Origin of the sequence: Microbacterium sp. SCN 69-37, from assembly GCF_001724435.1 — a bacterium.
GTDB lineage: Bacteria > Actinomycetota > Actinomycetes > Actinomycetales > Microbacteriaceae > Microbacterium > Microbacterium laevaniformans.
The window spans coordinates 66,863-86,349 of sequence record NZ_MEEL01000033.1; the positions used below are offsets into that span (position 1 = coordinate 66,863).

20 protein-coding genes and 1 pseudogene are annotated in these 19,487 nt (G+C 70.3%); 10 read left to right on the forward strand and 11 right to left on the reverse strand.

Annotation, left to right across the window (positions count from 1 at the left end; genetic code table 11):
* Window positions 1–9: 9 nt before the first annotated feature.
* Window positions 10–390: a hypothetical protein gene (locus ABS64_RS10595; protein ID WP_061682972.1), complete on the reverse strand. Its 381-nt coding sequence runs from the start codon at window positions 388–390 to the stop codon at window positions 10–12.
* A 35-nt stretch (window positions 391–425) separates the two neighbouring features.
* Here ABS64_RS10595 and ABS64_RS10600 point away from each other — a divergent pair, with 35 nt between their 5' ends.
* Entirely contained in the window at window positions 426–1,718 is a 1,293-nt protein-coding gene (locus ABS64_RS10600; protein ID WP_292683451.1) for a DUF4921 family protein, read from the forward strand.
* A gap of 2 nt (window positions 1,719–1,720) precedes the next feature.
* Window positions 1,721–2,842, forward strand: a complete 1,122-nt coding sequence (locus ABS64_RS10605) for a methyltransferase (RefSeq protein ID WP_292683483.1) — start codon at window positions 1,721–1,723, stop codon at window positions 2,840–2,842.
* Between the two features lie 30 nt (window positions 2,843–2,872).
* Here the strand turns inward: ABS64_RS10605 and ABS64_RS10610 are convergent, their stop codons facing one another.
* Window positions 2,873–3,283, reverse strand: a complete 411-nt coding sequence (locus ABS64_RS10610) for a MarR family transcriptional regulator (protein WP_288118772.1) — start codon at window positions 3,281–3,283, stop codon at window positions 2,873–2,875.
* A 95-nt stretch (window positions 3,284–3,378) separates the two neighbouring features.
* Entirely contained in the window at window positions 3,379–3,846 is a 468-nt protein-coding gene (locus tag ABS64_RS10615; RefSeq protein WP_005052320.1) for a DUF3817 domain-containing protein, read from the reverse strand.
* Between the two features lie 90 nt (window positions 3,847–3,936).
* On the opposite strand from ABS64_RS10615, the gene ABS64_RS10620 reads away from it, so the two are divergent.
* Window positions 3,937–4,347 (forward strand): hypothetical protein, encoded by a 411-nt coding sequence (locus tag ABS64_RS10620; RefSeq protein WP_292683453.1) that lies wholly within the window; start codon window positions 3,937–3,939, stop codon window positions 4,345–4,347.
* Between the two features lie 114 nt (window positions 4,348–4,461).
* On the opposite strand, the gene nrdF is transcribed toward ABS64_RS10620, so the two are convergent.
* The 4 genes from nrdF to nrdH are packed head-to-tail and all read right to left on the reverse strand — an operon-like array spanning window position 4,462 to window position 8,340.
* Window positions 4,462–5,442, reverse strand: a complete 981-nt coding sequence (nrdF, locus tag ABS64_RS10625) for a class 1b ribonucleoside-diphosphate reductase subunit beta (RefSeq protein WP_005052315.1) — start codon at window positions 5,440–5,442, stop codon at window positions 4,462–4,464.
* A gap of 42 nt (window positions 5,443–5,484) precedes the next feature.
* Window positions 5,485–7,644, reverse strand: a complete 2,160-nt coding sequence (nrdE, locus tag ABS64_RS10630) for a class 1b ribonucleoside-diphosphate reductase subunit alpha (RefSeq protein ID WP_292683456.1) — start codon at window positions 7,642–7,644, stop codon at window positions 5,485–5,487.
* Window positions 7,626–8,102: a class Ib ribonucleoside-diphosphate reductase assembly flavoprotein NrdI gene (gene nrdI, locus ABS64_RS10635; protein ID WP_053548781.1), complete on the reverse strand. Its 477-nt coding sequence runs from the start codon at window positions 8,100–8,102 to the stop codon at window positions 7,626–7,628. The genes nrdE and nrdI overlap by 19 nt, the downstream gene beginning before the upstream one ends.
* A gap of 4 nt (window positions 8,103–8,106) precedes the next feature.
* Window positions 8,107–8,340, reverse strand: a complete 234-nt coding sequence (gene nrdH / locus ABS64_RS10640; RefSeq protein WP_053548782.1) for a glutaredoxin-like protein NrdH — start codon at window positions 8,338–8,340, stop codon at window positions 8,107–8,109.
* A 352-nt stretch (window positions 8,341–8,692) separates the two neighbouring features.
* Between nrdH and ABS64_RS10645 the strand changes: the two genes are divergently transcribed.
* Window positions 8,693–9,898, forward strand: a complete 1,206-nt coding sequence (locus ABS64_RS10645; protein ID WP_292683462.1) for an MFS transporter — start codon at window positions 8,693–8,695, stop codon at window positions 9,896–9,898.
* 17 nt (window positions 9,899–9,915) lie between these two features.
* Here ABS64_RS10645 and ABS64_RS10650 read toward each other — a convergent pair whose 3' ends face one another.
* Window positions 9,916–10,320, reverse strand: coding sequence for a pilus assembly protein CpaE (locus ABS64_RS10650; protein ID WP_236968944.1), 405 nt, complete (start codon window positions 10,318–10,320; stop codon window positions 9,916–9,918).
* Window positions 10,321–10,374: 54 nt separating this feature from the next.
* On the opposite strand from ABS64_RS10650, the gene ABS64_RS10655 reads away from it, so the two are divergent.
* From ABS64_RS10655 to ABS64_RS10680, 6 genes are all read left to right on the forward strand, one after another.
* Window positions 10,375–11,133 (forward strand): alpha/beta hydrolase, encoded by a 759-nt coding sequence (locus tag ABS64_RS10655; RefSeq protein WP_292683468.1) that lies wholly within the window; start codon window positions 10,375–10,377, stop codon window positions 11,131–11,133.
* The gene (locus ABS64_RS10660; protein WP_292683470.1) at window positions 11,130–12,326 is read left to right on the forward strand and encodes an acyl-CoA dehydrogenase family protein; all 1,197 of its coding nucleotides are present in this window, start codon (window positions 11,130–11,132) and stop codon (window positions 12,324–12,326) included. The genes ABS64_RS10655 and ABS64_RS10660 overlap by 4 nt, the downstream gene beginning before the upstream one ends.
* A 56-nt stretch (window positions 12,327–12,382) precedes the next feature.
* Window positions 12,383–13,591, forward strand: coding sequence for a DUF445 domain-containing protein (locus tag ABS64_RS10665; protein ID WP_292683485.1), 1,209 nt, complete (start codon window positions 12,383–12,385; stop codon window positions 13,589–13,591).
* An 86-nt stretch (window positions 13,592–13,677) separates the two neighbouring features.
* Window positions 13,678–14,019: a gamma-glutamylcyclotransferase family protein gene (locus tag ABS64_RS10670; RefSeq protein ID WP_292683472.1), complete on the forward strand. Its 342-nt coding sequence runs from the start codon at window positions 13,678–13,680 to the stop codon at window positions 14,017–14,019.
* Window positions 14,020–14,053: 34 nt separating this feature from the next.
* Window positions 14,054–14,989 carry an arginase family protein gene (locus ABS64_RS10675; RefSeq protein ID WP_292683473.1) on the forward strand — a complete coding sequence of 312 codons (936 nt, stop codon included), beginning with the start codon at window positions 14,054–14,056 and terminating at the stop codon, window positions 14,987–14,989.
* Window positions 14,986–15,471, forward strand: coding sequence for a histidine phosphatase family protein (locus ABS64_RS10680; protein ID WP_292683475.1), 486 nt, complete (start codon window positions 14,986–14,988; stop codon window positions 15,469–15,471). Before ABS64_RS10675 ends, ABS64_RS10680 begins: the two co-directional genes overlap by 4 nt.
* Here ABS64_RS10680 and hutI read toward each other — a convergent pair.
* From hutI to ABS64_RS10695, 3 genes and pseudogenes are all read right to left on the reverse strand, one after another.
* A complete protein-coding gene (gene hutI, locus ABS64_RS10685) occupies window positions 15,449–16,672 on the reverse strand; it encodes an imidazolonepropionase (RefSeq protein WP_292683477.1) in 1,224 nt (407 codons plus the stop codon). The two genes, ABS64_RS10680 and hutI, sit on opposite strands and share 23 nt — an antisense overlap.
* Window positions 16,669–18,364: pseudogene (gene hutU / locus ABS64_RS10690) on the reverse strand (urocanate hydratase). Before hutU ends, hutI begins: the two are co-directional and overlap by 4 nt.
* Window position 18,365: 1 nt before the next feature.
* A partial coding sequence (locus tag ABS64_RS10695) for an aromatic amino acid lyase (RefSeq protein WP_292683479.1) occupies window positions 18,366–19,487 on the reverse strand: 1,122 nt, incomplete at its 5' end.

Genomic DNA, 19,487 nt, shown 5'->3' on the forward strand with positions numbered 1-19,487 from the left:
CCGCTCGTCTCAGTCGCGGGTCGCGAGCAGCGCCCAGGCCACCAGCAGCGGCTGGAAGAGCAGGCGCGTCAGGCGAGCGGCATCGCTGTCCAGGCCGAAGGCCGGGCGCCGATCCATGGCCTGGGCGAGGTTGCCGGGGAAGATCGCGATGAAGAACGCGGCGAGGAGGGAACCGACGCGCCTGCGCTCCTTCGGCAGCACGATCAGAGCAGCTCCGAGCATGATCTCCACCGCGCCGGATGCGACCACCACGCCGTCCTTGTCGATCGGCAGGACATCGGTGACGAGGTCGGGGACCTGCGCCTGGAACTCCCGACGAGCCCAGAACAGGTGGGACAGGCCGGCGAACATCATGCCGAGGGCGAGCAGCCAACGCGCGAAGGTCTTCATGGGGCCAGTCTGCTCCGCCTCGATAGGCTGAAGGCATGAGCGACGGAGCACCACGAGCGATCCGGCGCCTGCCCGACGGCACCGTCAAGCAGATCGGCCCTCTCACCGGCACGCGGGTCTGGACGGTTCCGGGCCGCGCGAACCGTCCCCTCACGGAACCCCGCGAGGATGCGCACCGCCTCGGGCCCGGTGAGGATCGACGACTCTGCGCGTTCTGCGTCGATCGCTACCTCGAGACCACGCCCGAGAAGGCGCGACTGGTGGGCCCGCGTTTCGAGGAGGAGCGCCGGGTACCCGCGCACGCGCTGAACGACTCCGTCGCCGAGTTCCGCCGCTTCGGCAACCTGTTCGAGATCGTGTCGGCCGAGTACTGGCGCGAGAACCACGGCTACCGCCAGCCGGCGCAGATCGTGCAGTGGGCCGAGGAGTACCTGTCCGATCCCGTCGGACGCGTGCACATGGAAAAGCTCGCCGAGATTCGCGCACGCGCAGCCGGTACCGAAACCAGCCTCGAGGAAGCGGCACTGGACCTGCTCGGCGGATCCCACGACGTCGTCGTCGCCCGGCGTCACGTCGTCGAGGGCGCGACGACGGATGCCGAGCTGGCATCGTCGGGAACGCTGAGCCCCGACGAGCATGCAGCCTACGTCGCCTTCACCGTGCAGGCGCTGGCGGAGATCCAGGCGGCGCAGCCGCACGCCGCGTACGTCAGCGTCTTCCAGAACTGGCTGCGGCCGGCGGGCGCCTCCTTCGAGCACCTCCACAAGCAGCTCGTCGCGATCGACGACCACGGCCCGCAGGTCGATCACGAGCTGCGCCTGCTCTCGCACGACCGCGGCCTGTATCAGCACGAGATCGCCGATCTGGCGGTGTCCGAAGGACTCGTCGTCGCGGCGACGGAGGGCGCCGTCGCTTTCGCCGGCGTCGGTCACCGTTACCCGGCGTTCGAGATCTTCTCGACGTCGGCCGCGAACCTGCCCCAGGAGCACACGGATGCCGAGCGGCGCGCCGTCTCCGACCTGCTGCACGCGCTGCATGCGGCGACGGGCGTGCACGTGCCGACCAACGAGGAGTGGCACTACCGGCCGCCCGGTGCGCCGTGGCCCATGCCCTGGCGGGTGGTGCTCAAGTGGCGCATCTCCACTCCCGCCGGATTCGAGGGCGGCACGAAGATCTACGTCAACACGATCGATCCGTGGGAGCTGCGCCGGCGCACCGTCGCCGGACTGCAGGAGCTGCGCGAGGCGGGACGGCTGGCCGACGGCATCCGCATCGGCGATGAGTGCACACCAGCAGATGCCGTCTTGCGTTACGCGGAGGGTTCGTGAGCATGCCGTTCGAGCTGCTTCGACGCGCGCCCGACGTCGAGGGCGAGGGGCTCGGTGCGGTGGATGCCGCCGACCGCCTGATCCTCGACGAATCGGCCGCTCTGCGCGCCGGAGCCGGGGCCGGTCAGATCGCCGTCATCGGTGACGCGTACGGCGCCCTCGCCCTCGGTGCCGCTCACGACGGCGCCACCGGGGTGCGCGTGCACCAGGACGCCCTCCTGGGCGAACGGGCACTGCACGCCAACGCCGTCGCGCTGGGGCTGACCGAGCAGGTCTCCTCCGGCCCGCTGAACGCGGCTCTCGTCACCGGCGCGCGCGTCGTGCTGATGCGCCTGCCGCGCGCGCTGGACGCCCTGCGCGATATCGCCGGACTGATCGCGGCGCACGCGGCATCCGACGTCGTCGTGGTGGCCGGGGGTCGCATCAAGCACATGAGCGTCGCGATGAACGAGGTGCTGCGCGCATTCTTCACCACGGTCGATGTGACTCACGCCCGCCAGAAGTCGCGGGTGCTGATCGCCCGGGGCCCGCGCGACGGCCGCGACCCGATGCCCGCGGCGTCGCGCATCGACGAGCTGGAGGTGCGCGCCTTCGGCGGGGCCTTCGCGGGCGCACGCCTGGACATCGGCACCCGGGCACTGCTGGCGGCGCTCGCCGCCGCGCCGCACGCTCCCGGCGGCGGCAGCAGCGAGGATCCCTGGATCGATCTCGCCTGCGGCACCGGCATCGTGGGCGCCTGGCTCGCGCGACGGCATCCGTTCGCGTATGTGTACGCGAGCGATCAGTCGGCCGCGGCGGTCGCGTCGGCGAAGGCGACCGTGGCCGCGAACGCACTGGGCGATCGCGTGCACGTCGCGCGCGCCGATGGGCTGGAGGAGCGCCCAGATGCGAGCGCGTCGTTCATCGCCCTGAATCCCCCGTTCCATTCCGGTGCCGCGCTGACCACGACGATCGCGGAGCGTCTGTTCGCCGACGCCGCACGGGTGCTCGCGCCCGGCGGCGAGCTGTGGTGCGTGTGGAACTCACCGCTGCGGTACCGCGGCACGCTCGAGCGCGTCGTGGGGCCGACGCGTCAGGTCTCCCGCGATCCGAAGTTCACGGTGACCGTGTCGACGACGCGGTGAGCCGGCGCCGCCGCACCTCGCGCCGTGCGCTCAGACGATGCCGGCGCGGATGCCGTCAAGCGAATCGGCGACCTTGGGAAGGCGCTGAGCGAGGACGTCGTCGAGCTCGAAGAGGCGCTCTCGAGCGTCCTGCAGAACCCGCGCTCCCTTCGCGGTGACGTGGAGATCGCTGGCGGCGCCGGCATGGGCGGTGGCGTCCTGCACGAGGCCGTCGTCGACGAGCGTGCGCACGGCGGTGTGGGCGGACTGCACGGTGATGTGGGAGCGGCGGGCCAGCTCGGAGAACGAGATGCCGGGCTCGGCGTAGATGTGACCGAGGAGACCGAACTTGCGGGTGCTGATGCCGAGGTCTTTGAGGATCGTCGCCAGCTGCTCCTCCCACATCGCCGAGACGGCGAGCAGCGCGATGACCGGGCTGAAGCGGGGACCGTCCTGAGTCATGCGGTCCATGCTATCCATGCGCTGTGCGCACAGCGGGTCGCCGTCCCGTGACTTTTCCCGGTCGGTCGCCGCGGGAGCCGTCTTGCCCCGCGCACTCAGCCCTTGGCGCCGCCCGGAGGGCCGAGGATCAGCAGCACGGCGAAGACACCGACGACGGCGACGAGGATGCCGACGAACAGCAGCCACGGGCGGCGCAGGAACCAGGCAAGCGGCCCGTCGTACCAGCGCGCATCCGCTGCATCGGCGTCGGCCTCCACGCGCCACGCGCCCGCGAGCAACCCGCGGCGGTGCACCCAGAGCTCGACCGGAATGGTGGCGTAGGGCACGATCGCCGAGATCAGGGCGACGACCGTCGGCCCCGCCGGCCACCGATTGTTGAGGGCCACCAGCACGACCGCGGCGCCATAGGAGAGGAACACGAAGCCGTGGATGCCGCCGCCGATCGTGACCGCGGGCGCCCACCCGGTCGTCGCCCGGACGATGAGCCCCGCGATGAGCAGCGTCCACGACACCGCCTCGGCGAACGCGAGGGTGCGAAACAGTGACAGTGGAGTGCGGAGCATTCCTTCAACATAACTGAAGGAAATCCCTCGGCCTGGGCGCGTCCTGTGAGAGGACCATCCCCGGACGACCGATTCCGTAGGGTGAGGGCCATGACCCGTGCACTTCCGGTGGCGCTCGCCGCTCTCACGACGACGGCGATACTGGGGGCGTGCGCGCCGCTGGTACCGGTGTGTCCCGCCATCGGCTTCGTCAACCCCGGCCCCGTCACGATCGAGGTCGCCGCCGCCCTGACCGTCGGTGACGTCGCAGCCTGTTTCGGCGGCGGTTGCATCCCGGCGGCCCTCCCCCTCGACGGCGACGGCCGCGGAGAGCTGCCGCTGGACCCGCCGTACGTCGGCGACACGAGCATCGTCAGCATCGAGCCCGGCACGACGATGCGCGTGGTGATCACCGATCGCGACGGCATCGTCACACGGGATCTGCAGGTCGAGATCCCCTACACATCCGAGGGCGGCTCCTGCCCGGGACCGGTGACCTTCGGGCCCGTCGTGATCTCCTGACCGGCTCGCGCGAGCATGATGCTCAGAGGGGTGCGGAGACGACGACGCCCCCGGACCGGCTCATCGAGCACAGTCCGGGGGCGTCGCGGCATCCGTCTGACGACGTCGGTCAGATCAGAAGTCCCAGTCGTCGTCCTCGGTCGCGACGGCCTTGCCGATGACGTACGACGAACCCGACCCGCTGAAGAAGTCGTGGTTCTCGTCGGCGTTCGGCGACAGGGCCGAGAGGATCGCGGGGTTCACGTTGGTCAGCTGCGACGGGAACATCGCCTCGTAGCCGAGGTTCATCAGCGCCTTGTTGGCGTTGTAGTGCAGGAACTTCTTGACGTCTTCGGTCAGGCCGATGCCGTCGTAGAGGTCCTGCGTGTATTGCACCTCGTTGTCGTACAGCTCGTAGAGCAGCGAGAAGGTGTAGTCCTTGATCTCGTCGCGCTCGGGCTGGGTGAGCTTCTCGAGCCCCTTCTGGAACTTGTAGCCGATGTAGTAGCCGTGCACGGCCTCGTCGCGGATGATGAGGCGGATGATGTCGGCCGTGTTCGTCAGCTTCGCCTTGCTCGACCAGTACAGCGGCAGGTAGAAGCCCGAGTAGAACAGGAACGACTCCAGCAGGGTCGAGGCGACCTTGCGCTTGAGCGGCTCGTCGCCACGGTAGTAGTCCATGACGATGTGGGCCTTCTTCTGAAGGTTCGGGTTCTCCACCGACCACCGGAACGCGTCATCGATCTCGGGCGTGGAGCACAGCGTCGAGAAGATCGACGAGTAGCTCTTCGCGTGCACCGACTCCATGAACGCGATGTTCGTGTACACGGCCTCTTCGTGGGGCGTGATCGCGTCGGGGATGAGTGAGACGGCGCCGACGGTGCCCTGGATGGTGTCCAGGAGCGTCAGACCGGTGAACACCCGCATCGTGGTGGTCTGCTCGTCGGGGGTGAGCGTCGCCCACGACTGGATGTCGTTGGACAGCGGCACCTTCTCGGGCAACCAGAAGTTGTTCACGAGGCGGTTCCACACCTCGAGGTCCTTGTCGTCCTGAATGCGGTTCCAGTTGATCGCCTGGACGTGGTCGATGAGCTTGAGCGGCTCGGACGGGGTCATGTCGTCAATCCTTCAAACGGTCGTGGAGTGAGCGAAGCGCGGTCACAGCATGCAGGAGACGCACTCGGACAGGTTCGTGCCCTCGAGCGCCATCTGACGAAGGCGGATGTAGTAGATCGTCTTGATGCCCTTGCGCCACGCGTAGATCTGCGCCTTGTTGATGTCGCGGGTGGTGGCGGTGTCCTTGAAGAACAGCGTCAACGACAGGCCCTGGTCGACGTGCTGGGTGGCGGCGGCGTAGGTGTCGATGACCTTCTCGTAGCCGATCTCGTACGCGTCCTGGTAGTACTCCAGGTTGTCGTTCGTCATGAACGGCGCCGGGTAGTAGACGCGGCCGAGCTTGCCTTCCTTGCGAATCTCGATCTTCGACGCGATCGGGTGGATCGAACTCGTGGAGTTGTTGATGTACGAGATCGACCCGGTCGGGGGCACCGCCTGCAGGTTCTGGTTGTAGATCCCGTGCTTCTGGATCGACGCCTTCAGCTGGATCCAGTCGTCCTGCGTGGGGATGTGCTTGCCGGCGAAGAGCTCTTTGACCTTCTCGGTCTCGGGAACCCACGCGCGCTCGATGTACTTGTCGAAGAACTCGCCGCTGGCGTAGGTGGAGTCCTCGAAGCCGTCGAAGGCGCGCCCGCGCTCGATGGCGAGGTTGTTCGATGCCCGCAGCGCGTGGAACAGCACCGTGTAGAAGTAGATGTTCGTGAAGTCGAGACCCTCGACCGAGCCGTAGTGCACGTGCTCGCGGGCGAGGTAGCCGTGCAGGTTCATCTGGCCGAGGCCGATCGCGTGGGAGCGGTCGTTGCCGTCCTCGATCGAGCGGACAGAGGTGATGTGGCTCTGATCGCTCACCGCGGTGAGGGCCCGGATGGCGGTCTCGACCGTCTGACCGAGGTCGTCGGCATCCATCGACAGGGCGATGTTCATCGAGCCGAGGTTGCAGGAGATGTCCTTGCCGATCTCGGCGTAGGAGAGGTCTTCGCTGTACGTCGTCGGCGTGTTCACCTGCAGGATCTCGCTGCAGAGGTTCGACATGTTGATCCGGCCCTTGATGGGGTTGGCCCGGTTCACCGTGTCCTCGAACATGATGTACGGGTAGCCCGACTCGAACTGGATCTCGGCGAGGGTCTGGAAGAACTCGCGCGCATTGATCTTGGTCTTCTTGATGCGAGCGTCGTCGACCATCTCGCGGTACTTCTCCGTGACGGAGATGTCACCGAAGGGCACGCCGTACACGCGCTCGACGTCGTACGGGGAGAACAGGTACATGTCCTCGCCGTTCTTTGCGAGCTCGAAGGTGATGTCGGGCACCACGACGCCGAGCGACAGCGTCTTGATGCGGATCTTCTCGTCCGCGTTCTCGCGCTTGGTGTCGAGGAACCGCATGATGTCGGGGTGGTGGGCACTGAGGTACACCGCGCCGGCACCCTGGCGGGCTCCGAGCTGGTTGGCGTAGCTGAAGCTGTCTTCGAGGAGCTTCATGACCGGGATGATGCCGGAGGACTGGTTCTCGATCTGCTTGATCGGAGCCCCCGACTCGCGGATGTTCGACAGCAGGAGCGCCACGCCGCCGCCGCGCTTGGACAGCTGCAGCGAGGAGTTGATGCCGCGCGAGATCGACTCCATGTTGTCTTCGATGCGCAGGAGGAAGCACGACACCAGCTCGCCGCGCTGGGCTTTGCCGGAGTTGAGGAACGTCGGCGTCGCCGGCTGGAAGCGGCCGGAGATGATCTCCTCCACGAGCGCGGTCGCGAGCTTCTGGTCGCCGTCGGCGAGGCCGAGGGCGGTCATCACGACACGGTCCTCGAACCGCTCGAGGTAGCGCTTGCCGTCGAAGGTCTTCAGCGTGTAGCTGGTGTAGTACTTGAACGCCCCGAGGAAGGTCTCGAAGCGGAACTTCTTCGAGTAGGCGAGGTCGTTGAGCTCCTGGATGAACTCGAACGGGTACTTCTCCAGGACGGATCCCTCGTAGTACTCCTTCTCGACCAGGTAGTCGAGGCGCTCCTTGAGGGAGTGGAAGAAGACCGTGTTCTGGTTCACGTGCTGCAGGAAGTACTCCCGCGCCGCGCGCTTGTCGGCGTCGAACTGGATCTTCCCGTCCGCGTCGTACAGGTTCAGCATCGCGTTGAGGGCGTGGTAATCGAGGCCCTCGAACCGCGCGTCCAACTTGAACGGCGCCTGATCCTTCACTGCTGCTTCCACCATCGTTCCAATCCGTCGCTCACGCGATCCACGTCTTCTGGCGTGCCGAAAACTTCGAGCCGGTACAAGTGCGGCACACGGCACTTGCGGCTGATGACTTCACCGGCGAAGCAGAAATGCTCGCCGAAGTTGGTGTTGCCCGCGGAAATGACCCCGCGGATGAGGCTCCGGTTTCGCTCGTCGTTGAGGAAGCGGATGACCTGCTTGGGAACCGCGCCCTTCTCGACGCCCCTCCCCTGACCGCCCCCGTAGGTGGGGGTGACCAGGATGTACGGCTCGTCGACGACGAGCGGTGGTTCGGTCGCATGCAACGGGATCCGGAGCGAGCGGATGCCGCCGGTGGCGACGACCTTCTCGACGAAGCGGGCGGTGTTGCCCGAGATGCTGGAGAAGAACACCAGCAGAGGTCCCGCGGTCGCCGGGTCGGCAACCGCGGGTCGCTGCGCGATCGCGGTTGCCATGGGATCAGGCCAGACGCGAGGCGAGCTCGTCGATCTTGTCGGGACGGAAGCCCGACCAGTGGTCCTCGTCGGTGATGACGACGGGCGCCTGCATGTAGCCGAGTGCCTTCACCTGCTCGAGCGCCGACGGGTCCTCGGAGAGGTCGAGGATCTCGTAGTCGATGCCCTTCGAGTCCAGCGCGCGGTAGGTGGCCGTGCACTGCACGCACGAAGGCTTGGTGTACACCGTGATCGCCATGTCGATCCATTTCTGTCGTTGTGGTCCGGGTGATTCCGGTCAGTTCTCGGGCTGGCCCCCGCCGGGAGTCCAATACTACATATGGGTACGGACATCGGATAGCACCACAAGGGGTAGTAGTTACATCCGTGTGATTTTCCACCGTCATCCCCATGTACAACACAGGTTCTCCACCGTTTCATCCACAGCCGGCCGCTCCGCCGGACACGAGGAAAACCGCCGGATGACGCGGGTTTCCTCCGACGCCTCCGAGGTTGTCCACAGATCGGACGCTACGCCGGGCCACCGACATCCGATTCCCTGTGGATGGACGCCCACGGCGTGTCGGGGCGTGTCACGCTAGCGTGTCCTGGTGGCGGGCTATCGGGATCTCCTGCGCACCCCGGGCGTGGGGCGCATCATGGCGGCACAGCTGACCGCACGCTTCCCCAACGGGATGACGAGCCTGGCGCTCCTGCTCTACATCGAACGCGAGACGGGTTCCTACGGAGCGGCCGGCCTCGTCCTCGCCGCGACCTCGATCGGTCAGGCCATCGCCGGCCCCGTCACCAGCCGCTGGATGGGCATCTGGGGCATGCGGAAGGTCCTGACCCTCACCCTGATCGTGTGCGCCACGGCCATCACGACCATCGCCCTGGTCGAGATGGTCCTCCCCGCCTACATGGCGCTCGGTCTCATCGCGGGCCTGTCGACGCCGCCGGTGCAGCCGGCCGTCCGCACGATCTACCCGAAGATGGTCACCGGCCGACAGCTGACCCCGCTGTTCTCGCTCGACGCGTCGCTGCAGGAGATCATCTGGATCCTCGCGCCCGTCGTCATCACGGTCGTGGCCACCCAGGTCGGCACCGTGCCGGCGTTGCTGCTGATCGTGGCGATCCTGATCCTCGGCGGGGCGTGGTTCATCCTCTCCCCCGAGGTCGGACGCGTGCGGATCCCCCGGAGCCGCCGCAGCATCGGCAAGGTCATGACGAAGCCGCCGATCATCCTCGCCACCGTCGTCGGCTTCCTCCTGATCGGCGCGTGCGCGGCCGTCGAAGCCGGGGTCGTCGCCACATTCGGGCACGACGGGCTGGAGGCGGGCCTGGTGCTGGCCGTCTTCGCCGTCGGCAGCCTCGCCGGCGGTCTCGGGTTCGGGCACATCCCGATCGGGCGCTGGGCGATGGCCCGACGCCTCGGCATCGTCACGGTGGGGCTCGCCCTCACCATGGTGTCGCTGAACGTCTGGTGGCTCGGCGGCACGCTCGTCCTCGCGGGTCTCGGCGTCGCGCCGGCGCTGGCGGTGCTGTTCGCGATGACCTCGGCGAGCGTGAAGTTCAGCGACACCGCGGAGGCCTTCGGGTGGGTGGGCACCGGCCAGCTCATCGGTGCGGCCGCGGGGTCTGCCGTGGCCGGGTTCCTCATCGACGGGGTCGGGCCCACCGGCGCCTACCTCGCGGCGACGATCTTCGCCGCGACGGGGCTCGTCGTCTCGGTCGTGTTCGTCCGCGGCTTCCCGGACCTCCGCGGGCGCGACGCCAGCCCCATGCCCGACACCGCGCCCGTGGCGACGATCACCTGACCGCGCGGACGCCGTGCTCAGCCGATGCGGCGGAGCATCTCGCGCACAGCGAGCGCGTACGCGTCGGCAGGTTCGGGGTGCTCGAACACCAGGCGCTCCTCGCCGACGACGATCTCGACCTCGTGGGTGTCGGCCAGGCGACGGAGCGACCGGAAGGTCCCCCGGAGCATCTCGCGCAGCTGGTGCTCGTGCGGAAGCCACAGCGCGTCCTCGAGCGCGACCGAATCCAGCGCCCACTCCGTCGTGCCGTTGAAGGCGAGGATGCTGCCGGTCGGGTAGTCCCGCGGCTCCACCGTCATCTCGCTGACCGTGAAGACGTCCGCCTCGAATTCGGGTTCGTCCAGCTGGAAGCGGTCGCCCGAGCGCGGGTGCCACACCAGGCCCGCCTGGCGGAGGTCGATCGCCCGTTCTGTCGAGATCATGCGAACCATCCTCCCGTGGATGCCGGGGGCCGGGGCCGCTCGTAGGCTGATCGCATGGTTTTCCCCGTGCTCCTCCCCCGCCACTCCTGGGGCGCACCGAGCCTGGCCCGCCGCGCGCTCCTCGTGCACGGCCTCGGCTCGAACGGCGCGCTGATGTGGCGCTACGGCGTCGCCCTCGCCGACGCGGGCTGGCGCGCGGACGCCGTCGATCTGCGGGGTCACGGCACGGCGCCGCGGGCGCTGGACTACACCCTCGACGCCTTCGCGGCCGATCTCGCGCACACGCACCCGGAGGACGGCGGGACGTGGGACCTCGTCGTCGCGCACTCGCTGGGCGGGGCGGCCGCCACCCTCGCCGCCGCCGACGATGCGACGTGGGCCCGGCGCCTGGTCCTCATCGACCCGGCGATCGCGCTGACTCCGCGCGACCGCGGCATCGTCCGCGCGAGCCAGGAGGAGTCCTTCGCCGATCCGTCGCCGGCCGCCGTCCGCGCCGCCCACCCGACCTGGCATCCGCACGACGTCGAGCTGAAGGCCCTGTCCGCGCAGCAGGCGAGCCGGTGGGCGGTCGAGCAGACGAGCGCGCAGAACCCCGAGTGGGACGTGACGGATGCCGCGCTCGCGCTCACCGTCCCCACCCACGTCATCGCGTCCGACCCGAAGGTCTACTCGATCTTCGCCGGCAAGCCCGCCGAAGCCGTGGTCGAGGCGAACCCGCAGATCACGATGACGATCGTCGCGGGCGCCGGCCACTCCCCCCATCGCGACAAGCCCGAGGAGACCGTGCGGGCCCTTCTGGAGGTCCTGTCATGACCGTGTCCCCGTCCCCCGCCGCCGCGCCGTTCGATCCCGCCGCGATCCTCCCCGACGACCTGCTGGAGCGCTTCCGCGCGCGGGCCGCCGCGCACGACCGCGAGAACACCTTTCCCGAGGACGATCTCGCCGAGCTCCGCGAGCGCGGGTACCTGGCGATCCTCGTGCCCGCCGACCTCGGCGGGGCGGGGCTCGACCTCGCCGCGGCATCCGTCCTCCAGCAGCGCCTCGCCACGGCGGCGCCCGCCACCGCGCTCGCGATCAACATGCACCTCATCTGGACGGGGGTGGCGAAGCTCCTCGCCGACCGCGGGATCGACGACCTCCGGTTCGTGCAGACCGGCGCCGCCGCGGGCGAGGTGTTCGCGTTCGGCATCAGCGAGGCCGGCAACGACCTCGTCCTCTTCGGCAGCGACACCGAGGCCGCCCCCACGGGCGACGGCGGCTATGCCTTCACCGGGACGAAGATCTTCACCACCCTCTCCCCCGTGTGGACCCAGCTCGGCCTCCACGGGCTCGACACCACCTCGCCCGACGCGCCGCGAATGGTCTTCGCGTTCCTCTCGCGGGACGAGACGGATGCCGGACGGGTGCGCATCCGCGACGACTGGGACACCGTCGGCATGCGCGGCACCCAGTCGCGCACGACGGAGCTGCACGGCGCCCGTGCCGCGGCAGACCGCGTCGTCCGCCGCCTGGAGCCCGGCCCTCAGCCCGACCCGCTCGTCTTCGGGATCTTCGCGGTGTTCGAGCTGCTCATCGCCTCGGTCTACACCGGCATCGCCCGCCGCGCGATCGACGTCGCCGTGGCGACCGCGCACCGCCGAACCTCGAAGAAGACCGGAGCGACCTACAGTCAGGATCCCGACATCCGCTGGCGCGTGGCCGAGATGGGGATCGCGTACGACGCCCTCCCGCCGCAGCTGGCCGCGATCGCGCACGACATCGACGCCAGGACGGACCACGGCGCACGCTGGTTCGCGCTGCTGTCGGGGCTGAAGCACCGCGCCGTCACCACCGCCAAGCAGATCGTCGACGAGGCGATCCTCGTCGCCGGCGGTGCGTCCTACTTCTCGGGCAGCGAGCTCGGGCGCCTCTACCGCGACGTCCTCGCCGGGATGTTCCACCCCTCCGACCCCGAGTCCGCCCACGCCACCTCGGCGACGGCGTGGCTCGGTCCGGTGGAGAAGTGACCGGCTCCGTCGTCCTCAGCCCGGCCGACGAGGAACGCCGCCGGGGCCTTCGCCGCATGAAGGCGGTCGCACTCGGGGCGCTGCTGTTCATGGCGGTCGTCTTCGTCATCTCCTTCCCGCTCCAGCAGGACGTCCCCGCCCTCGCCTACGTGCGCGCGGCGGCCGAGGGGGGAATGGTGGGGGCCCTCGCGGACTGGTTCGCCGTGACGGCGCTCTTCCGGCATCCGATGGGGATCCCCATCCCGCACACCGCGATCATCCCGAAGCGGAAAGACGAGATCGGGCGCACGCTCGGCGAGTTCGTCGAGACGGAGTTCCTCCGCGGCGACGTGGTCCGGCAGAAGCTGGAGTCCACGGCCATCGCCTCGCGCCTCGGCGAGTGGCTGGCCGCGCCCGCGAACGCGGAACGCGTTGTCGCCGAAGCCTCCACGATGGCCTCCGGCATCCTCCAGGCCCTCAGCGATGACGAGGTCGGCGACGTCATCGAGTCGCTCGCCCGCGAGCATCTGATCTCACCCGAATGGGGCCCGGGCGTCGGCGCGTGGCTCTCCCGCGTGCTCGACGCCGGCGCCCACCACGGCGCGGTCGACATGGGCGTGGACAACATTGGCACGTGGCTGAACGAGAACCACGCCGCCTTCACCGGTCTCGTCTCGCGGCGCCTCCCCTCATGGGTGCCGAGCATCGCCCAGCGCCTCGTGGACGACACCGTGTACAACGAGGCGCTGAAGTTCGTCGCGGCCGTCCAGGCCGACCCGCAGCATCCGGCGCGTCTCGCCATCGACGGCTACCTCGCCCGCCTCGCGGACAATCTGCAGCACGACCCCGCCACGATCGGCCGCCTCGAGGACGCGAAGGTCACGGTGTTCGACAGCCCGCGCGTCCGCGAACTTGCCGCGCAGGCGTGGGAGACCGCGAAGACCGGCCTCGTCGCCGCGCTCGCCGACCCGGACAGCGGACTGCGTCGGCGCGCGCTGTCGGCCGTGACCGAGATCGGCACGCGGCTGACGACGGATGCCGCGCTCCAGCGCCGCGTCGACACCTGGGTGACCGACGCCGCGGTCTTCCTCGTCGACCGCTACCGTCACGACATCGCCTCGATCATCACCGACACGGTGGAGAAATGGGACGCGAAGGAGACCACCCGCAAGATCGAGCTGATGGTCGGTCGCGATCTCCAGTACATCCGGCTGAACGGCACGATCATCGGCTCCCTCGCGGGCCTGACCATCTATACGATCGCCCACGCCCTCTTCGGCGGCTGAGACGCGCACCCACGGATGCGCGACGCCGTGTGACGCTGCGGCGACGCACCGCTGACAACGGCCGCGCCGCAGGCTACGGTGACCTCGTGGGCGCCGATCACCTCCTCTTCACGTACGGGACGCTGCAGGATCCGCAGGTGCAGCTCGACGTGTTCGGGCGGCGGCTGACCGGCACCGACGATGTCCTCGGGGGCTTCACCGTCGACTACGTCGAGATCGTCGATCCGCGCGTCGGGGAAGCGACGAGACGCTCCGTGCAGCCGGCCCTGCGCGAAACCGGCCAGCACCTCGACAACGTCACCGGCACCGTCCTCCCCGTCGACGACGACGAGCTGGACGCGTGCGACGAGTATCAGGCGCCGCTCTACCGCCGCGTGGCCGTGGTGCTGCGCAGCGGCCGCCGCGCATGGGCGTACGTGTCCCACTGACGCCCGGGTACCCCGGGGGGGCTATCGTGGCGGAATGAGCGCGCTCGCCGTCGATCCGCTGTGGCCCCGGGCCGGCGGCTGGCCGGCGTGGTCCGCGCACGAGGATCGCGAGACGGATGCCGCGACCGCGGTGATCGTCGGCGTGCCGACGTGGCGCACGTCGCTCTCCCCGACGGCCGCGCACACGACGCCCGCCGCGGTGCGCGAGGCCCTCCGGCGCTACAGCCCGACGCTCCTCGGACCGCCGCCCGTCGACCTGACGTCGGTGCTGCGGATCCTCGACGCGGGGGACGTCGCGGACCCCGACGGCGCGGACGGGGAGGAGCGGGCCGCGGCGCGCGTGCACGAGATCTCCGGTTCGGCCGACCTCGTCATCGCGCTCGGCGGCGACAACGCCGCGACGGTCCCCGTCGCGCGGGGCGCGCAGGCGGCGGGTCTCATCACGATCGACGCCCACTTCGACCTCCGCGACGGGATCTCCAACGGCTCCCCCGTCCGCCGCCTCGTCGAGGGCGGGCTCGACCCCACCCGCGTGGTGCAGGTCGGCATCGCCGACTTCGCCAACTCCGCCGCGTACGCGCGGCGCGCCGCCGATCTCGGCATCACCGTCATCACCCTGGACGAGCTGCGCTCCCGGCCCGAGGCGGACGTCGTCGCGCAGGCGCTGTCGGTCGCCGGCGGCTCGGATGCGGACTCCAGCCCCGGGGGCATCCACGTCGACATCGACGTCGACGTGTGCGATCGCTCGGTCGCCCCGGGCTGCCCCGCCTCCGTCCCCGGAGGGCTCTCCGCCGACGCCCTGCGCCGCCTCGTACGGGCGCTCGCGCGCGACCCGCGTCTCCGCTCCGCCGACATCGTCGAGGTCGATGCGGCATCCGACGCCCCCGATGCACGGACGGTGCGGCTGGCCGCGCTCTGCGTGCTCGACCTGCTCGCCGGCCTCGCCCGGCGACCGAGAGGATCCGCATGACCCCCGCACCCGGCATCCAGCTCGCCCTCGTCCGCCACGCCAAGTCGGACTGGGGCGATCCCGACATCGACGACCACGATCGCCCCCTCAACGAGCGCGGCGAGCGCGACGCCCCGCGTATGGCGCGTCAGCTCGTGGAGACCGGCTTCTGGCCCGAGGCGGTCATCTCCAGCACGGCGCTGCGCGCCCGCACCACGGCCGAGGTGTTCGCCCATGCGCTGGATGCCCCGCTCCGCCTCGAAGAACGCCTCTACGCGGCGTCGGCGACGACGCTGTTGGCGGTGGCGGCGGAGAGCGGGCTGCAGCGGGTCACCCTCGTCGCCCACGACCCGGGCCTGACGGTGCTCGCCGCGCGCCTGTCCCGCGATCGCATCGACCGGATGCCGACGTGCGCCGTCGCCCTCTTCACGTGGGCGGAGACCTCCTGGGATGTCGTGGACGCCGTCGACCCGGTGTCGTTCAGCTTCGACGCACCGCGCTGAGCGCGCTCCCGGCGACGCCGCGCCCGCCGATGAGGACGCCCTCGATGAGCGGGACACCGGGGCGGTAGGCGAGGTACGCGCGCGTCGGCGCACGCAGCACCACGAGGTCGGCTCGGGCTCCCGGCCGCAGCACGCCCACGTCCTCGCGCCGCAGCGCCGCCGCACCCCCCGCGGTCGCGGCCCACACCGCCTCGTCGGGGGTGAGCCCCATCTCGCGGACGGCGAGGGCGATCATCAGCGGCATCGAGCTCGTGAAGCTCGAGCCGGGGTTGCAGTCGCTGGCCAGCGCGATCGTCACGCCGGCATCCCACAGCGCCCGCGCATCCGGGTAGGGCTGCCGCGTCGAGAACTCCACCCCCGGGAGGAGCGTCAGCACGGTGTCGCTCCCGGCGAGCGCGGCGATGTCGACGTCGTCGAGATACGTGCCGTGATCGACGGATGCCGCGCCCCGCGCGACGGCGAGACGCACCCCCTCGCCCGGGCCCAGCTGATTGCCGTGCACGCGGATGCCGAGGCCTCGGGCCGCGCCCGCCGCGAGCACCCGGTCCGCCTGCGCGGGGGTGAAGGCGCCCCGCTCGCAGAATACGTCGATCCATCGGCAGTGCGACGCGACCGCATCGAGCATCGGACCTGCGACGAGGTCGACGTACGCGTCGGGGTCGTCCTGGAACTCCTCGGGGACGACGTGCGCACCGAGGAACGTGACCTCCTCCGTCACCTCCCGCGCGAGGCGGGCGAGGCGCTCCTCGTCGGCGACCGTCAGCCCGTAGCCGGTCTTGATCTCGAACGTCGTCGTCCCCTGCGGGCGGAGCTCGGCGACGAGCGCCCGGAGCCGGGCACGCAGCTCGGCGTCGGTCGCGCTCCGCGTGGCCGCCACGGTGGAGCGTATACCGCCCGCCGCATACGGCCGACCGGCCATCCGGGCGACGAACTCCGCGCTGCGGTCGCCGCCGAACACGAGGTGGGTGTGGCTGTCGACGAACCCCGGAGTGACGGCGGCTCCGTCGACGTCCACGACCGGCACGGCGGAGGCGGCATCCGGCGCCTCCGCCGTGGGTCCGGTCCACGCGACGATGCCCGCGCGGACGAGGACGGCGGCGTCGTGGATCGTTCCGCAGACGTCGTCGGGTGTCGAGACGTTCGTCGTCAGCTCGCCGATGCCGGTGATGAGGAGGTCGGGTGCTCCGGATTCGCCGGTCACCACATCGGCACCTGCAGGCCGCGCTCGCGGGCGACCTCCGCGGCGCGCGGGTACCCGGCGTCCACGTGGCGCATGACTCCGGTACCGGGATCGTTCACGAGCACGCGGGCGAGCTTCTCCGCCGCCTCCGGGGTACCGTCGGCGACGATGACCTGCCCCGCGTGGATGCTCCGACCGATGCCGACCCCGCCGCCGTGGTGGATCGAGACCCACGACGCACCGGACGCGGTGTTCAGCAGCGCGTTGAGCAGCGGCCAGTCGGCGATGGCGTCGGAGCCGTCGGCCATCGCCTCCGTCTCGCGGTATGGAGAGGCGACCGACCCCGCGTCGAGGTGGTCGCGTCCGATGACGATCGGTGCCGACAGCTCGCCCGAGGCCACCATCTCGTTGAACCTCAGCCCCGCCAGGTGCCGTTCCTGGTAGCCGAGCCAGCAGATCCGCGCGGGAAGGCCCTCGAAGTGCACGGTGTCGCCCGCCTTCTCCAACCAGCGCACGAGGGCGGCGTTCTCGGGGAACAGCGCCTTCACGGCCTCATCGGTCTTGCGGATGTCGTCGGGATCACCCGAGAGCGCCACCCAGCGGAACGGACCCCGCCCCTCGGCGAACTGCGGTCGGATGTAGGCCGGCACGAATCCGGGGAAGGCGAACGCGCGGTCGAACCCGCCGAGTTCGGCCTCGGCGCGGATCGAGTTGCCGTAGTCGAACACGGCGGCCCCGGCATCCTGGAACCCGACCATCGCCGCCACCTGCGCCGCCATCGACCGGCGGGAACGAGCGGTGAAGTCCACCGGATCGGCCTCGGCCCGCGCGCGCCACTCGTCCACGGAGACGCCGACCGGAAGGTAGGCCAGCGGATCGTGCGCGCTCGTCTGGTCGGTGACGATGTCGATCGGGACGCCGCGGGCGAGAAGGGCCGGGAACACCTCGGCGGCGTTGCCCACCACCCCCACCGAGAGTGCTTCACCGGCGTCCTTCGCCGCGATCACCCGGGCGACGGCGGCATCGAGATCGGTGGTGTGCACGTCGAGGTAGCCGTGGGCGACCCGGCGCTCCAGGCGGGATTCGTCGACGTCGACGATGAGCAACGATGAGCACCGCACCGCCGTTGAGCGTCACCGCGAGCGGCTGCGCACCGCCCATACCGCCGCATCCGCCGGTGAGGGTGAGGGTGCCCGAGAGGTCGTCGCGTCCGAGGCTGCGCGCCACGGCGGCGAAGGTCTCGTAGGTTCCCTGGAGGATGCCCTGGGTGCCGATGTAGATCCAGGAGCCGGCGGTCATCTGCCCGTACATCGTCAGCCCCAGCTGCTCGAGCCGGCGGAACTCCGGCCACGTCGCCCAATCGCCCACGAGGTTCGAGTTCGCGATCAGCACGCGCGGCGCCCACGTGTGGGTGCGGAAGACCCCGACCGGCTTCCCGGACTGCACGAGGAGCGTCTCGTCGGGCTCGAGCTCGTCGAGCGTGCGGACGATCGCGTCGTACGCCGCCCACGAGCGTGCGGCGCGTCCGGTGCCGCCGTAGACGACGAGGTCTTCGGGGTGCTCGGCGACCTCGGGATCGAGGTTGTTCATGAGCATGCGCTTGGCGGCCTCGGCCCCCCAGCTCTTCGCGGTGCGCGCGGGGCCGCGCGGGGCGCGGATCGCGCGGGCGGCCGGCTCGGGGGCGGCGGTCGTGGTGTCGGATGCGGTGGTCATCTCACTCCTTCGTGGATTCGGGGATGCCGGCGCGGGCGACCGCCCCGGAGCTGACGAGCGCGGCCACCCGCTCGAGGTCGGGCGAGAGGAAGCGGTCCGTGCCGGGGCCGTCGATGCCGGCATCCCGCAGCAGAGCGCGGACCCGGGCGGTGCGCGGCGCCGGAGCGAGCGGGGCGCGGAGGTCCAGGGCGCGGGCCGCGGTGAGCACCTCGATGCCGAGCACCCGGGCGAGCCCGTCGACGCCGCGGCGGAGCTTCCGACCCGCCGCCCATCCCATCGACACGTGATCCTCCTGCATCGCCGAGGACGGGATGGAGTCCACGGATGCCGGGACCGCGAGGCGCTTGAGCTCGGAGACGATCCCGGCGGCGGCGTACTGCGCGATCATCAGGCCCGAGTCCACCCCGACCTCGTGGGCGAGGAAGGGCGGGAGTCCGTGACTGCGGGCAGGATCCAGCGCACGGTCGGTCCGCCGCTCCGAGATCGAGGCGAGGTCGGCGACGGCGATCGCGAGGAAGTCCAGCACGAAGGCCACGGGCGCGCCGTGGAAGTTGCCGTTGGAGCGCACCTGACCGTCGGCGGTGAGCACCGGGTTGTCCACGGCGGACAGGAGTTCCCGGTCGGCGACGCGCCGTGCGTGATCGACGGTGTCGCGCGCGGCGCCGTGCACCTGCGGCGAGCAGCGGAGCGAGTACGCGTCCTGCACCCGGGTGCACGCGGCGGGATCGCGGTGCGAGCGGACGATCTCGGAGTCGGCGAGGAGGGCGCGAAGGTTCGCGGCCGACCGGGCCTGCCCGTCCTGGGGGCGCAGCGCCATGAGGTCGGCGGCGAACACCGCGTCGGTGCCGAGCTGGCTCTCCACCGACATCGCCGCGGCGACATCGGCGGTCTCCAGGAGCATCTCCAGATCGGCGAGGGCGAGGAGGAGCATCCCGAGCATGCCGTCGGTGCCGTTGATGAGGGCGAGGCCCTCTTTCTCCGTCAGCACCAGCGGACGGATGCCGGCCGCGGCCAGCGCGGACGCGGCATCCGTCATCACACCGTCGGCGTCGCGCACCTCTCCCTCCCCCGTCGCGGCGAGCGCGACGTGCGACAGCGGCGCGAGATCGCCCGAGCAGCCGAG